This is a genomic window from Umezawaea sp., from assembly GCF_036375055.1.
In the GTDB taxonomy this organism is placed as follows: domain Bacteria; phylum Actinomycetota; class Actinomycetes; order Mycobacteriales; family Pseudonocardiaceae; genus Umezawaea.
Map to the genome: position 1 here is coordinate 17,980 of NZ_DASUSQ010000182.1, position 14,840 is coordinate 32,819.

The 14,840-nt window shown below is 71.4% G+C and carries 13 protein-coding genes and 1 other RNA gene; 12 read left to right on the forward strand and 2 right to left on the reverse strand.

Going from position 1 to position 14,840, the window contains the following annotated elements; genetic code table 11:
• Positions 1-8 precede the first annotated feature (8 nt).
• From cobC to VFZ92_RS42220, 4 genes are read left to right on the forward strand one after another with little or no spacing between them, the layout of a single operon-like run.
• On the forward strand, positions 9-1,040 hold the full coding sequence (gene cobC, locus VFZ92_RS42205) for an Rv2231c family pyridoxal phosphate-dependent protein CobC (RefSeq protein ID WP_330883812.1): 1,032 nt from the start codon (positions 9-11) through the stop codon (positions 1,038-1,040).
• Positions 1,037-2,188: a Nif3-like dinuclear metal center hexameric protein gene (locus tag VFZ92_RS42210; protein WP_330883814.1), complete on the forward strand. Its 1,152-nt coding sequence runs from the start codon at positions 1,037-1,039 to the stop codon at positions 2,186-2,188. Before cobC ends, VFZ92_RS42210 begins: the two co-directional genes overlap by 4 nt.
• A complete protein-coding gene (locus tag VFZ92_RS42215) occupies positions 2,189-2,926 on the forward strand; it encodes a zinc ribbon domain-containing protein (protein ID WP_330883816.1) in 738 nt (245 codons plus the stop codon).
• Positions 2,923-4,086 carry a bifunctional RNase H/acid phosphatase gene (locus tag VFZ92_RS42220; protein WP_330883818.1) on the forward strand — a complete coding sequence of 388 codons (1,164 nt, stop codon included), beginning with the start codon at positions 2,923-2,925 and terminating at the stop codon, positions 4,084-4,086. Before VFZ92_RS42215 ends, VFZ92_RS42220 begins: the two co-directional genes overlap by 4 nt.
• Before the next feature lie 153 nt (positions 4,087-4,239).
• On the opposite strand, the gene ssuE is transcribed toward VFZ92_RS42220, so the two are convergent.
• Positions 4,240-4,815 (reverse strand): NADPH-dependent FMN reductase, encoded by a 576-nt coding sequence (ssuE, locus tag VFZ92_RS42225; RefSeq protein ID WP_330883820.1) that lies wholly within the window; start codon positions 4,813-4,815, stop codon positions 4,240-4,242.
• Between the two features lie 358 nt (positions 4,816-5,173).
• Here ssuE and rnpB point away from each other — a divergent pair.
• An RNA gene (gene rnpB, locus VFZ92_RS42230) (RNase P RNA component class A) lies at positions 5,174-5,571 on the forward strand.
• 477 nt (positions 5,572-6,048) lie between these two features.
• On the opposite strand, the gene VFZ92_RS42235 is transcribed toward rnpB, so the two are convergent.
• On the reverse strand, positions 6,049-6,351 hold the full coding sequence (locus VFZ92_RS42235; RefSeq protein ID WP_330883822.1) for a hypothetical protein: 303 nt from the start codon (positions 6,349-6,351) through the stop codon (positions 6,049-6,051).
• A 422-nt stretch (positions 6,352-6,773) separates the two neighbouring features.
• Here VFZ92_RS42235 and VFZ92_RS42240 point away from each other — a divergent pair, with 422 nt between their 5' ends.
• From VFZ92_RS42240 to VFZ92_RS42270, 7 genes are read left to right on the forward strand one after another with little or no spacing between them, the layout of a single operon-like run.
• Positions 6,774-7,058 carry a hypothetical protein gene (locus tag VFZ92_RS42240; RefSeq protein ID WP_259629938.1) on the forward strand — a complete coding sequence of 95 codons (285 nt, stop codon included), beginning with the start codon at positions 6,774-6,776 and terminating at the stop codon, positions 7,056-7,058.
• Between the two features lie 3 nt (positions 7,059-7,061).
• The gene (locus VFZ92_RS42245; RefSeq protein ID WP_330883824.1) at positions 7,062-7,568 is read left to right on the forward strand and encodes a hypothetical protein; all 507 of its coding nucleotides are present in this window, start codon (positions 7,062-7,064) and stop codon (positions 7,566-7,568) included.
• 19 nt (positions 7,569-7,587) lie between these two features.
• A complete protein-coding gene (locus tag VFZ92_RS42250; RefSeq protein ID WP_330883826.1) occupies positions 7,588-10,413 on the forward strand; it encodes an ATP-binding protein in 2,826 nt (941 codons plus the stop codon).
• Positions 10,410-12,344, forward strand: a complete 1,935-nt coding sequence (locus VFZ92_RS42255) for a hypothetical protein (protein ID WP_330883827.1) — start codon at positions 10,410-10,412, stop codon at positions 12,342-12,344. The genes VFZ92_RS42250 and VFZ92_RS42255 overlap by 4 nt, the downstream gene beginning before the upstream one ends.
• A gap of 1 nt (position 12,345) precedes the next feature.
• The gene (locus VFZ92_RS42260) at positions 12,346-12,945 is read left to right on the forward strand and encodes a hypothetical protein (RefSeq protein WP_330883829.1); all 600 of its coding nucleotides are present in this window, start codon (positions 12,346-12,348) and stop codon (positions 12,943-12,945) included.
• 7 nt (positions 12,946-12,952) lie between these two features.
• A complete protein-coding gene (locus tag VFZ92_RS42265) occupies positions 12,953-13,954 on the forward strand; it encodes a C40 family peptidase (protein WP_414720129.1) in 1,002 nt (333 codons plus the stop codon).
• 59 nt (positions 13,955-14,013) lie between these two features.
• On the forward strand, positions 14,014-14,568 hold the full coding sequence (locus VFZ92_RS42270; protein WP_330883833.1) for a hypothetical protein: 555 nt from the start codon (positions 14,014-14,016) through the stop codon (positions 14,566-14,568).
• Positions 14,569-14,840: the final 272 nt, after the last annotated feature.

A 14,840-nucleotide genomic window follows, 5' to 3' on the forward strand; every position in this document is an offset into this window, starting at 1 on the left:
TCCGGGCGATGACCAGCGAGCGCGCCCTCCTGCGCCACCACGGAGACGTCGACGCCGCCCCCGGCCTCGTCGACTTCGCCGTGAACGTGCGCCTGCCGCGCCCACCCGCGTGGCTGCGCGACCGCCTCGTGGCCGCGCTGGACGACCTCGGCCGCTACCCGAGCGACCTCGCAGACCTCACCGCCCGCCGCACCGTCGCCGCCCGCCACGGCCGCACGCCGGAGGAGGTGCTGGTGCTCGCGGGCGCCGCCGAGGGGTTCGCGCTGCTCCCGGTGCTGCGGCCGGTGCTCGCCGCCGTGGTGCACCCGTCGTTCACCGAGCCCGAGGTGGCGCTGGTCGACGCGGGCGTGCCGGTGCACCGGGTCCTGCTGCGCGCCGAGGACGGGTACGCGCTGCGACCCGAGCTGGTGCCGGACGAGGCCGACCTGGTCGTGATCGGCAACCCGACCAACCCGACCTCCGTGCTCCACCCGGCCGCCGCGATAGCCGCACTGGCCCGTCCCGGCCGCGTCCTGGTCGTGGACGAGGCGTTCGCGGACACCCTGCCGGACGAGCCGGAATCCCTGTCCGGGCAACGGCTTCCCGGGCTGCTGGTGCTGCGCAGCCTCACCAAGACCTGGGGTCTGGCCGGCCTGCGCGCCGGTTACCTGCTCGGCGACCCGGCCCTGCTGGCGCGACTCGCCCACCACCGTCCACAGTGGCCGGTCGGCAGCCTGGTGCTGGAAGCCGTCACGGCCTGCTGCGAACCCGCCGCCGTCGCCGCGGCCCGGCGGATCGCGGAGGAGACCGCGCCGCACACCGACCACGCCGCCCGCGCGCTGGCCGACCTGCTCGTCGTGCCGCCGCGCGCGCCGTTCCTGCTGCTCGACGTCCCCGGCGGCGCAGAGGTCAGGGAAGCGCTGCGGGGCAAGGGGATCGCGGTCCGCCGCGGCGACACGTTCCCCGGCCTCACCCCCGACCACCTGAGGGTCGCCACCCGGCCGCCCGCCGAGTTCGACCTGCTGGTCGACGCACTACGAGTCGCGCTGGAGGAACGGTGAGCACCACCCTCGGACAGGTCGTCGCGGCGCTGGAGGCCGCGTACCCGCCAGGGACCGCCGAGTCGTGGGACGCGGTCGGCCTGGTCTGCGGCGACCCCGCCGAACCGGTCACCCGCGTCCTCTGCGTCGTCGACGTCACCGAAACCGTGGTGGACGAGGCGATCGAGGTCGGCGCCGAACTGGTCGTGGCCCACCACCCGCTGATGCTGCGCGGGGTCACCGGCGTCCCGGCGAACGACCCCAAGGGCCACCTCGTGCACCGGATGATCCGCGCGGGCGTGGCGCTGTTCAGCGCGCACACCAACGCCGACGCCGCCGACCCCGGCGTGTCCGACGCGCTCGCCGCGCGCCTCGGCCTCACCGTCACCGGCCCGCTCAGCCCCAACCCCGCGCCCCCGCTGGACGTGCTGACCACGTTCGTCCCGCACGCCGACGCGGTCGACGTCCTGGCCGCGCTGCACGCCGCCGGCGCCGGTCGGCTCGGCGACTACCGCGACGCCGCGTTCACCGTCGCGGGCACCGGCCAGTTCCGCCCGGTCGACGGTGCCAACCCGGCGGTCGGCACCGTAGGCGCGCTGGAGCACGTGGACGAGACCCGCCTCGAAGTGGTGCTGGAACGGCGGCTGCGCAACCAGGTCGTGGCCGCGCTGCGCGCAGCCCACCCGTACGAGGAGGTCGCGCTCAACCTCCACGAGATGGCCGACCTGCCGTCCAGCACCGGCATCGGCCGCATCGGCGAACTCCCCGCCCCCGAAACGCTGCGCGACTTCACCCAGCGCGTCGCCGACGCCCTCCCGGAAACGGTGTGGGGCGTGCGCGCCGCGGGTGATCCTGGTCGCACGGTGCGGCGGGTCGCGGTCTGCGGCGGCTCCGGCGACAGCTACCTGAAGGCCGCGACCGCCGCCCGCGTCGACGCCTACGTGACCTCCGACCTGCGCCACCACCCGGCGTCCGACCACCTCGCGCAGGGCCCCGACGCGCCCGCGCTGGTCGACGTCGCCCACTTCGCGAGCGAGTGGCCCTGGTGCGAGCAGGCAGCGGGGGTGGTCCGCACCGCCTTCGGCGGTACGGTCGAAGCACTCGTCTCCACCCGCCGAACCGATCCGTGGACCGTCGGTGCGACGAGCCGACACAGGAGGACCAACTAAATGAAGGCCGATCCCGCCGTGCAGCGCAGGCTGCTCCCGCTCGCCGAGGTCGACGCCGAACTCTCGCGCGTCGACCACCGCAGGCGCACGCTGCCGGAGATCGTGGAGATCGCCGAAGCGGAGAAGCAGCTCCGGACGAAGACGGACGCGCTGACGACCATCGAGACGACGCTCGGCGACCTCAACCGGGACGTCAAGCGCCAGGAGACCGAGATCGACCAGGTCCGGGCGCGCGAGGACCGCGACCGGAAGCTGATGTCGGGCGGCACGGTCGGGGCCAAGCAGCTCACCGAGCTGGAGCACGAGCTGGCCACGCTGGAGCGCCGCCAGGCCGCGCTGGAGGACGACCTGCTGGAGCTGATGGAGCGGCGCGAGGCCGTCGAGGCCGACGTGCAGCACGCCAGGATCGAGCTGGACAAGGCGACCGAGGCGCTCGCCGACGCGGCTCGCCGCCGGGACGCGACGCTGGCCGACCTGGACTCCATCGAGGCCAAGCGCAAGGCCGACCGCGAGAAGGCCGCGGCCGGCTTCCCCGCCGACCTGCTCGCGCTGTACGAGAAGGTGCGCGCCCACAAGGGGATCGGGGCCGGGCTGCTGCGCTCCCGCCGCTGCGGCGCCTGCCGGATCGAACTCGACCGCAGCGCCTACTCGACCGTTCGCGAAGCCGCGCCGGACGAGGTCCTGCGGTGCGAGGAGTGCGGCGCGATCATGGTGCGGACGGCGGAATCCGGGCTGTGAAGGTCGTCGTCGAGGCGGACGGCGGATCGCGCGGCAACCCCGGACCCGCCGGGTACGGCGCGGTCGTCCGGGCCGCCGAGTCGGGCGAACTCCTCGCCGAGCGCTTCGGCGGCCTAGGCCACGTGACCAACAACGTGGCCGAGTACCAGGGGCTGATCGCCGGGCTCCGCGCGGCGGCCGAGCTGGGGGCGGAGTCCGTCGAGGTGCGGATGGACTCGAAGCTCGTGGTCGAGCAGATGTCCGGGCGGTGGCAGGTCAAGCACCCGTCGATGAGGCCGCTGGCGGCGGAGGCCCGGTCGGTCGCGGCCGGGTTCGAGCACGTCGGCTACACGTGGATCCCGCGCGAGCGCAACAAGGACGCCGACCGGCTGGCGAACCGGGCGATGGACGAGCAGGCAGGTCTCGCCGGGCCCGCCGACCGGGCGACGGACGAGCGGTCGGGTCTCGCCGGGCCCGCCGGCCGGGTGACGGAGGAGCGGTCGGGCACCGCCGACCTGGCCTCGGAGGCCGTCTCGCCCCCGGCGTCCTGGTCCGGCGCGGGCGGCACACCCACCCGCCTGCACCTGCTCCGGCACGGCCAGACCGAGCTGTCGGTCGGCCGCCGGTACTCGGGGCGGGGCAACCCGCCGCTGACCGAGGTCGGCCGCGAGCAGGCCGCGGGAGCCGCGCGGAGGCTGGCGAAGCTGGACGACGTCGCCGCCGTCGTCTCCTCGCCGCTGGGCCGCGCGCGGGAGACCGCCGACGCCGTCGCGTCGGCGCTCGGCCTGGAGGCCGTGGTCGTGGACGGGCTGGTCGAGACCGACTTCGGCGCGTGGGAGGGCCTCACCTTCACCGAGGCCGCCGACCGCGACCCCGACCTGCACCGCAGGTGGCTGTCGGACACGTCCGTCGCGCCGCCCGGTGGCGAGAGCTTCGACGCGGTGCACCGGCGCGTGCGCCGGGCCCGCAACGACCTGATCGCGAGCTACGGCGGCCGGAACCTCGTGGTCGTCAGCCACGTGACACCGATCAAAACACTGTTGCGAATGGCGTTGGACGTCGGCCCGAGCTTGCTTTTCCGACTCCACCTGGATTTGGCGTCACTGTCGGTCACCGAGTTCTACCCGGACGGCCACGCGTCGGTCCGTTTGGTCAACGACACCTCGCACCTGGCGGGCTGACTCCTCGGTGCCGGGGTGCGGCGATCGATCTCCGCGAGATCGGCTGTCGGACCCCGGTGGCGGCATTGGTGTCGGGGGCCCATCGGCCAAGCGGCGTCAGCCTGCGCTGACCAGGCCGCGCCGGTCAGAGGTCGCTTGGCCGAGCCGCACCGGTCAGACCGCGGGCCGCAGCTGCGCCGTCCCCCGCTTGCGCCGGTAGCCCACGTCCGCCAGCGCGGCCGCGAACCGGTCCACCGCCGCCGACACGGCCAGCTCGGCCTCGGGGTCGAGGGCGGAGTCGCCCAGTTCCGGCCGGATGCGGTTGTCGAGCACGAACTCGCCGCGCACCACGTGGTCGGCGCCCTTGCCCGCCAGCAGCGGGTTCAGCGCGTAGTCCATCGCCACCAGGAACCCCTGGCTGCCGCCCGTGGCCAGCGGCAGGATCGCCCGCCCCCGCAGCGCGCGCTTGGGCAGCAGGTCGAGCAGCGCCTTCACCAGACCGCTGTAGGCGGCCCGGTAGACCGGACTGGCCACGACGATGCCGTCCGCCCGCAGGACGAGCGTCACCGCCTCGGCGATGGCCGGGTCGTTCATGTCCTCCGTGAGCAGCGGCAGCGTGGGCAGCTGGCGAACCCGCAACGTCCGCACGTCGTGGCCTGCTTCGACCAGCCTGGCGTTGACGTGGTCGACCAGCACTCCGGTCCGGGCCGACGCCGATGGGCTGCCGGAGATGGTGAGGATCGTGGACATCAGGTGTGGCACCTCGGTTCGTGCGGGGCCGAGGGCCACCCGGCGTTCGCGAAGTGCGCCGGGTGGCCGACGGGGATCAGTGACGTGCCGGGTTCGCGTCACGGCCACGGGTGAATTCCGTGGCCGGAGCACCAGCCCGAACACGTGCGACAACGCGCGGAAACCGTGCGGAGGAAATGGAAAGGTCGTCAGGGACGACAGAAGGAAGCGGCCACCCGACCGAAGTCGACGTGGCGGCGACGGGTCAACACCCCGGTTCCGACCATGCTTCGAGTAGAGCAGTCCGGCCCGGTCGCAACAAGCCCACGTCCCCCGGATTCCACGACCTGGGACGTGCCCACTATCCTGGGCGTGCGGATGAGTCGGCAGGGCGGCCGCGTCGACAGAATTCATGTCTGTCGCCGAGGAAAGTCCGGACTCCACAGGGCAGGGTGGTTGTTAACGGCAACCAGGGGTGACCCTCGGGACAGTGCCACAGAAAACAGACCGCCTCGGCGTGAGCCGGGGTAAGGGTGAAACGGTGGTGTAAGAGACCACCAGCGCCCCTGGTGACAGGGGCGGCTAGGTAAACCCCACCCGGAGCAAGGCCAAGAGGGTGCTCAGGCACCTGCGCAGGCGTTCGAGGGCTGCCCGCCCGATGCCTGCGGGTAGGCCGCACGAGCCTGTCGGCAACGGCAGGCCGAGATGGATGGCCGCCGAGCGGTGCACCGCGAGGTGCCCGTGGAACAGGATCCGGCTTACATGCCGGCTCATCCGCCCCGTTCTCCTGCTTCCCGTCGGGACGGGACGGCTCCCGTTGCGTGCGGGACGGTCCCGTCGGGGTGTGGTCGATTTGACTCGGGCCCCTGGATTTGACCCTTTGATCGGGGCAAAGGGCAGGTGGTGAAAACCTGCCCGATCAACCAGGGCAAGGGTCAAATCCCCCCGGTAAAATCGACCACGGGTTGCGCGCTCCCGGAAAAAGCAGGCGCCTTCGGTCAGGAAGCGCCACCGAACAAGGCGGCAGCGGGCCGAGTGACCGACTGCTGCCAGGCGGGGGACGCGGCGCGGTCGATTCTACTCGGGGATTCGAGCCTTGAAATCGATGATCGGGCAGGCTTTCGGGACTGCTCTTCGTCCCGATCAAAGGCTCACATGAGGGGCCCCCGAGTCGCATCGGCCGACCACCCGACCACCTCGAACACGCGGACCCCGACCCACGACCCCGAAGCCCGACCCCACGACCCGAGCGAGCTACGGCCGCCGAGCGGGCCGCCCCGGCGGCATCCGGTGCACGGGCCGGAACGGGGCCCCTCCGTTGAACCGCTCCTCCAGCTCCCCGACGTACCCCTCCACGGCCGGGTTCACGATGTCCGCCAGGCTCCGCACCCCGGCCACCGGCTCGTAGGCCGCCAGGTACGTGGCGGCGGCCCTCGCGCGCTCCAGCACCTCGCTGTCGAAGTTGATGGTCCGCTGCACCCGCCGCCCCGTTTGCCGGTCCTCACCGGTAGCCTCTGCGGTGTCCAGCTCGGCCGCGGTGATGGTGATTTCCTTCACCTCCGCGTCCGTGCCGGCAGCGGTTTCGGGCGGCGGGGTCATCGGCGAGCCTCCTCGAGTCGTAACACCGGGCTCCGCCTCCGTTCGGGCGAGTGGTCCGGCCGAACAGGTCAGTCAGGTGATCAGCCGAATGAGGGAGAGGCGGGCGTGCGCACTGTGCGTGACCCGCAAGTTCGCGGTCGGGTGAACTATCTCGGCAAGCGGGAGAATCCGGCCCGGGTGGTTCACGGACGACACCCCCTCAACCATGATGTGCGTGCCAGATTAGACGTAATCGAGTGCGAGGGGAACGGCTTTTGATCACCGCACGGCTCGGCGACTGATACACCTCGTGACGAAGACGTGTTCTACTCGTTAGCGCAAGCCCCGGACGGGACCCCCTATGCCCGCCCGGAGTCGCTCGGCGTACTCAGGAGTACGAGATGACCGCCATGGCCCTGGTAACACTCGCGCAGCAGCAGCAGCCTGGCGGCGGCCTGGGCACAACAGGCATCCGCGACTGGATCCTGAACAACCTGGTTCCGCTGCTCCTCCTCACCGTTGCCGTCCTCCTGCTCTGGCTCGGTGGCGGGAAGGGCGACAACGCAGGTGTGATGCGCAGGCTCGGCGGCGTCATCGTCGCGCTGGCGATCATCGGATTGGCCGTGACCACGAACGCCGGCGCGAACATCGGCACGTGGCTCGCCGGCCTGTTCACCGGAGGCTGACGGGTGCGGGTCCGCACTGACGACGAGGTGTACCGGGTCGACGCCGTCTGGCTGGGACCACCGAAGGCGACCTTCCCCTGGCGTGCGCGCTACGTGGCCTGGGGTGTGGGCATCGCGGTGTTCCTCCTGGTCCTGACGGTCGAGCGGCAGCTCGGGTTCGGCTTCAGCTTCTTCACGACCGCGTGGGCGCTCGTCATCACGGTGATGCTCACGCGCTTCATCTGCGCCCGCATCAGCCACGAGCGGCCGCTGTCGGCCGCACTGGCGATGTGGGTCCGCGAACTGCTCGCCCCCCGCGAACGCACCGCGGGCGTGGGCGGAGCGGCCAGCGCCGCCCGGATTCGGGTCAACCCCCAACGCCCCCGCAGGCGTCAGAAGAAGCGGGGCAGGGGTTCGAGACGCTCCACAGCTTCCACCGTCCAGGTCTCGGAACAGGCCCAGAAGAATCGACGGCGGTCAGGCGGCCGTAAGAAGGAGGTACGCGGTGTTCGGACGCCGGCGAGACCGTGACCGACGCTCCGCGGCGCACGTGGCCCAGCACGCGGCCGCCGCGGACCACTCGGACCGCAAGGTGTACAGCAAGCGGGGTCGTCGCCTCACCGGTGAGCAGGCGATCCCGAGCTACACGCCGTCCATCGCCGCCCGCAGCATCGACGGCCACCTGCTGCGCACCGGCCAGGAGGTCTACGCCTGGTACAAGCTCGCGCCGCAGCGCTGGTCCTTCCGGTCGGACTCGCAGCGCCAGGACCTGATCGCGGCCATCGCCGGTCAGTACGCGGAGCTCCAGGGCCGCTGGATGCACCTGCGCGTGACCACGCGCCCGTACCCGATCCGGATGTGGGCCGAGGCGCACGTCCACAACGCGGTGCGCCGCCTCCCGGACACCCCCGGCACGCTGTCGTTCGACGACTACATGGTCGGCGAGCAGCAGCAGCTCATGGGTCGTTCGATGGCGGAGAAGGAGGTCTACCTGGGCGTCCAGGTGCAGACCCGCAACATGATGGACCGCGCCGTCGAGCGCGCCGCTCCCGTGCTGCGCAAGGTCTTCCCGGACGCCGTGGACGCCGAGCTGGTGGCACTGGACAGCGAGGTCGACCACCTCGACCAGGTCATCGGCTCCGCGGGCCTGGAGGGACGCCCGGCGACGGCCGAGGAGATGTCCTGGCTGATGCACCGGTCGTGCTCGCTCGGCCTGCCCGCCCCGCGCAACCTCCCGGCCGTGCCGGGTGCCGCGTGGGAGCCGGAGGACCTGGCCAGCTTCACCGACGCGGCGGACTTCCACCAGGAGCCGTACTCGCCGACGGTCACCGTGCGTGGCCGGACCGGCTCGAACGCGGGCATCCGGCGCCACGTCGTTGTGCTCACCGTGGGCCTGATGCACGGCCTCCAGATCCCCGAGGTCGACGACCCGTGGGTGCAGAGGGCCGACCGCCTGCCCGCGAGCGTCGAGTGGTCCGCGCGGATCTACGTGCGGAAGCCCGAAGACGTCTCGGGCGAGTTGCAGCGGCAGATGAACAAGGTCCGCTCCCAGGTCCGGCACTACACCGACGAGCACGAACTGGAGCCGCCGCAGTCGCTCGCGCGGCAGGCCAGCCGCGTGCTGGACATCGACGACGAGATGACGTCGGGCTTCACCGCGCTGGGCACCCGTGTGCGCTCGTGGTGGCGGCTCGCCGTCTCGGGTCCGACCGAGCGCGACGCGCTGCGGCTGGCCCAGTCGCTGCTGGACCTCTACAAGCCGAAGGTCGCGATCGAGCACCCCGAGGCGCAGTTCGCCATCGCCAGGGAGTTCATCCCCGGTGAGGCCCTGTCCTCCGGCGCGTACCTGCGCCGCGGCTCGGTGCTGTGGGCGGCCTCGGCCGTCCCGACGGCGACGGCGGAGGTCGGCGACCGCCGCGGCATCCTGCTGGGCGAGACCTGCACCGCCACCCGGCGACCGGTGGCGTGGGACCCGTGGATGGCGCAGGAGCTGCGCGACGCCTCGGGCCTGACGGCGATGGTGGCTGGCCTCGGCGCGGGCAAGTCGTTCCTCGGCGGCGGCATCGTCTACAAGACGCTGCGCGCGGGCGCCCACTGGACGCTGCTCGACCCGTCCGGTCCTCTGGCGGCGCTGTGCGAGCTGCCCGAGCTGAAGCCGTACGCGCGGCCGATCAACCTGCTCAACGCCCAGCCCGGCATCCTCAACCCCTACCGGGTGGTCGCCGAGCCGATGCTGGAGCACTTCATCGACGAGGAGGACCCCGAGCGGGCCTGGCGTCGGGAGAAGGCACTGGCGGCGGCGACCCGGCGGCGGCTGGTGCTGGACGTGCTCAGCGGTCTGCTGCCCTACGAGGTGGCGAAGCTGCCGCAGACCCGGATCGTGCTGCTGCGCGCGGTGCGGACGGTCGGCGGCCGGTTCGACGCCCACCCCGGCCAGGTCTTCGAGGCCCTGCGGCGGGACGCGAGCGAGCACCACGAGCACGCGGTGGTCGTGGCGGACTTCCTGGACGAGATGCGCGAGCGCATGTCGCTGCTCATCCCGGAGCGCAACGCCGACCCGTACGACGAGCAGCGCGACGACCGGCTCACGGTGCTGACCATGGCGGGCCTGAACCTGCCGAAGGACAACGTCGGCCGCGAGCACTGGACCGACGCCGAGGCGCTGGGCGTCGAGATGCTGAACCTGGCCGCGTGGCTCACCCAGCGGTCGATCTACGAGCGCCCCAAGGACCTCCGCAAGGGCGTCTGGATCGACGAGGCGTTCTTCCTGTCTGAGGTCCCGACGGGCCGCGTGCTGATGAACCGCTTCGCGCGCGACTCGCGCAAGTGGAACGTCCGCGTGCTGCTGTCGTCGCAGGTCCCGGCCGACTTCCTGAAGATCCAGGGCTTCGTCACGCTGCTGGACTCGGTCTTCGTCGGCAGGCTCGACGACGACCAGGCCCAGTCGGACGCCCTGCGGCTGCTCAAGGTGCCGATCGGCGCCGGGTACGAGCAGGTCGTGGCGAGCCTCGGCCGTCGTCCCGGTGGCGTGCGCAACGCCGCCGAGCGCGACCGCGCGCCCCGCCAGTTCATCTTCGGCGACGGCGCGGGCGGCGTGGAGCGGATCCGCATCGACTTCAGCGGTCCGCACCTGGCGCACCTGCGCGAGGGCCTGGACACGACGCCGGACGCGCTGCGGCACAACGAGGGCGACATCGTGGAGGTGTCCGCGCCCCTGGAGGAGCGGCTCACCTACAACGAGCGCAACCACACCGACGACTACGAGGACGAGCTGGCCGCCGACCTGGAGGTCGGGCTGGTCGACGACGACGAGCTGGTCGATTCGACACACGGCGAGGGAGGGAACCGCCGACCGGGCCGGGAAGGCGCGGCATGACGCTCCTCCTCATCGTCCTGGCCGCAGCCGCCGCGCCGAGTGCGCGGCGGCTGTACAAACGCTTTCGGGGGCCCGCCAAGCCGGGGCCCAAGCGCTGGCGCCCGCTGGCCGTGGTCGTGGCGATCCTGGCGCTCCAGGCGGTCATCGGCGCTCCGGCGGCGAACGCGGCGGCGTGCGGTGAGTCGCCGAACCCCGAGCGGCCGGGCTCCGGCATGGTCGGCGCGATCGACCCGCCGATCGGCAACGGCCTCAAGGACACGCCGTACCTGAACTTCGGCTACGCGGGCATGGTCTGGCACACCTACCAGGAGAAGTGCACCGTCCTGCCCGACTCGCCCGGTGTGATCGACACCTGGGTGGGCAACGAGCTGTTCAACGTCGGCAAGAACATCGTCGGCGCGACGAACGCCCTGCACTACACCGTGATGGGCCGCGGTCTGCTGGTGCCGCTGGACGACGCGGTGAAGTCCGGCGTCCAGAAGGTCTACGACAACGTCTACCTGCGCTGGTTCGGCCTGGTGGCGCTGCTGCTGGCGATCCTGATGTTCCGGCAGATCTGGCAGGGCGACCTGGCCACGATCAGCAAGCGGGGCATGTGGGCGCTGGCCGCCATGTGGCTGGCGACGTCGACGCTCGCGTTACCCCAGTTCTACACGCTGCTCGACAGCACGCTGGTGACCAAGACGTCGGAGATCCAGGCCGGTTTCGTGGAGTCGCCCGAGGAACAGGGCACGCTGCACGTGCTGCCGTCCAAGCTGCACGACACCGTCGTCTACCAGAGCTGGCTGCGCGGCGAGTTCGGCACGCCGGACGCCCCGCAGGCGACCGAGTTCGGCTCGCGGCTGCTCAACGCGCAGGCGTGGACGACCGACGAGCTGGCCCAGCACAAGGACGGCGACCAGGCGGCGCTGGACGCGAAGAAGGCCGAGTACAAGGCGATCTTCGCGGGCCTCGGCACGTCCAAGGGCTACTTCACCGGCGAGGACGGCAGCCGCATGGGCTCCGGGTTCCTCGCGATGCTCCAGGCCGTCGCGTTCTCGCTGTTCCAGCTGTTCGCGAAGGCCGCGGTGCTGCTGGCCCAGCTCCTGCTGCGCATCCTGACGCTGGCCGGACCGCTGATCGGCCTGGTCGCGCTGATCCACCACGACCTGCTGCGCAAGGTCGGCCGCGCGGCGGCCGTGACCGTGTTCAACGTGCTGATCCTCGCCGTGCTGGCGGGCACGCACGCGCTGCTGCTCCAGGCGATCCTCAACGCCAACGGGCTGTCGCTGCTGACCAGGACCCTGCTCGGGCTGATGCTGACGCTCATCTGCTTCATGATCGGCAAACCGCTGCGCCGCATGTGGCAGATGGTGGAGATGTCGGTCGGGTCGGCCAGCCAGGCGCTGCCGATGGGCCAGGGGCTGCTGTCGCGGATGCGCGGCAAGAAGGCCGACACCGGCCCGACGCCGCAGGACGAGTTCTGGGACACCGTGCGCGACACCGATCCCGACGGCGACCCGACCCCGCAGCGTGACCGGACCCGCGTCCGGCCCGAGGCGAACAACCCGGTCATGGCGACGGCGCAGCGGCTCGACCGCCGCTCCGGCCCGGCCGAGCTGCCGTCCTCGTCCGGTGTCGAGGGGACGGGCGACCGGGCGCTGCCCGCGCGCGGCTACGGCGGAGCGGCGGCAGCCCTGCCGTCGGGCCGCTCCAGCCGCGTCGTGGACACCGCCCCGGCGTCCGACCGGGGCTGGGACCGGCAGGAGGACGCGGTCTTCGTGCCCTCCCGCGTGCCCACGTACAGCAGCAACAACAGCAGCAGCTTCGCCCGCGTCGCGGACAACCCCGTGGTGCCTGGCCCCCGCAGGGCCGAGACGGAAGTCGTCGCGGGCAGGCAGGTGCACGTGATCTACCGCCCGTCGCGCGGGCTCGAAGTCAGGGACAACTGAGATGCCGATCCGGACGAACAGGGGCCGCGCGGCGGTCTACCGACGCCTGTGGAGCTGGCCGCTGCGGTCGCCCAACCACCTGATCGCGACGATGGTCGGCTTCGCCGTGGTGATCATCGTGTTCACCAGCGTGATCCCGGCCATGACCAAGGGCGCGAGGGGTGGCGCGACGAACGCCGCGGGCACCAGCACGTCGCAGGTGCCCGGCCAGGTGGGTGTGCTCCCCTCCGGTGTCCCGAGCATCTCGCTGCCCACGAAGGCGCCCCCGCCGTCGGCCACGCCCTCGTCCGCGCCCGTCGACCCCGACGCCCGGATCACCGCCGACCTGTGGGCCGACGCGTGGATCACCCGTCCGGCGGACGACAAGAGCACCACCTGGCTTGAGACCCTCAAGCCGTACACAACGGAAGAGCTGTTGCCCCAGATGGCGACCGTCGACCCCAGGAACCTGCCGACGGCGCTGGACGGGGTGGTGACGCCGAAGGAGTCGCACCCCGACTCCGTCGTGTTCGAGGTCGGGCTGAAGGGCGAGGGCACGCTGCGGATGACGGTGGTGAAGAGGGCCGACAAGTGGCTCGTGCACAAGTACGACAGGGTGTGACGGCATGCTGAAGGTCGGCGTCGTGGTGTCGGTGCTCGTGACCGTGCTGCTCACGGTCATCCTCACCAACGGTGTGACGACGGTCGTCGGCAACAACAGCAACGCCCTCGGCACCATCGGCCTCGTCAACATGAGCTGCAACGCCGCCATCGGCCCGTGGGACGCGGGCGGGGCGGACAAGGGCAAGAACGACGCCAGCAACCTCAAGGAAGACCAGCGCAGCACCGTCGCCAAGATCATCTCCATCGGTCAGGAGCGCAAGCTCCCGCCGCTCGCGTGGCAGGTCGCCATCCAGGCGGGCATGACCGAGTCCGGCCTCAGGCCGCTCGACTACGGCGATCGGGACTCCCTCGGCATCTTCCAGATGCGCCCCTCGATGGGCTGGGGCAGCCCGGCCGAGGTCACCGACCCGCAGTACGCGATCAACAAGTTCTACGACGTCCTGCTGTCCGTGCCGGACTGGGAGTCCAGGCGGCCGGGTGAGTCGGCGCAGGCCGTGGAGCGCTCGGCGTTCCCGGACCGGTACCACAACTGGGAGGCCATGGCGGCCTTCCTCATCGGTGAACTCGGCCAGATCGCCGACCCGGCGGGCTGCGGGCAGAGCAACGGCGCGTTCCTGGCGACCTCGGCGGCGGCGGCCAAGGCCATCGCGTTCACCAAGGACCAGTTGGGCGAGCCCTACCTGTGGGGCGGCAACGGTCCCGACGCCTGGGACTGCTCCGGCATCCTGGTCAAGGCGTTCGCCACCGCCGACATCCAGATCCCGCGCGTGGCGAACGACCAGTACATGAAGGGCGGCGCCTACCTCCCCGTGCGGGAAGCGCAGCCAGGTGATTTGATCTTCTGGGCCAACGACCCGGCCGACCCGGTGACGGTGCACCACGTCGCCATGTACCTGGGGGGCGACGAGTACATCCACGCGCCGCAGACGGGGGACGTGGTGAAGATCAGCAAGATCAACTGGGACTACCACGAATTGATGCCACTGGCCGTCAGGCCGGGTGTGTAGGTCAGCGTAGGCCAGGCGAGGCGCGCAGAAGCCGAGCCTGTCAGGAGGGAGCGCCGCACATGTTCACCCCCGACCCCATCCCGCGCCCGGTAGGACCGCCCGCGTCCACCACACCGGTGCGCGACTACCTGTCGAGCCCGAAACCGGGCGTGGACAAGGCGTACGTGGTCTTACCGCGATCCCTGGTCGAGTCGATGCCGCTGCCGTGGCAGCAGCACATGGCCCACCTGCTGGCCGAGCTGCACCACAACTCGGCCCACCTCCAGTGGCCGCACTACCGGGTGGTGCCGTCGCGGGTGGAGCGGTTGGTCGACCTGGACGAGGAGCAGCTCGCGGAGGTCGGGGCGATCATGGAGATCGACTCGGACGGGGAGCTGGTGTACCGGGAGCGGAACGGGGGGCGGATCTCCAATCCGGAGAGTCGGACCGTGATGGTGTCGTGCGTGGACCCGATTCCGGCGGAGTACGCCAATGCGAATCAGAGCACGCCGCCTCGGGGATTTCCCGCTCCTTATCCTGGGCAGGGACATCCTGGGCCTTCCCATCCTGGGCAGCCGCATCCTGGGCAGCCGCACCCCTCTGGGCCGTTGCCCGTGCAGGCTCCGCAGTGGTGAGCTGGTTTCAGCTGGTCGGGTAGCTGCCGGTCCTGTCGGATCGGGTGGCCGCCGGTCCCGGCCGGGGTGGCCGATGTGATTCGGGGACCCCTCGATTCGACCCTGTGATCGGGCCAATGGGCAGGTGGTGTCAACCTGCCCGACCTACCGGGGCAAGGGTCAAATCCCCCGAGTGAAATCGGCCGTGTTTTGGGGAAGGCAGCGGCCTCGCTTTCAGTCGTGTCGAGATGACATGCGTTGGTTTGCATGGAAGTCTGGTGGTATGGCTGATG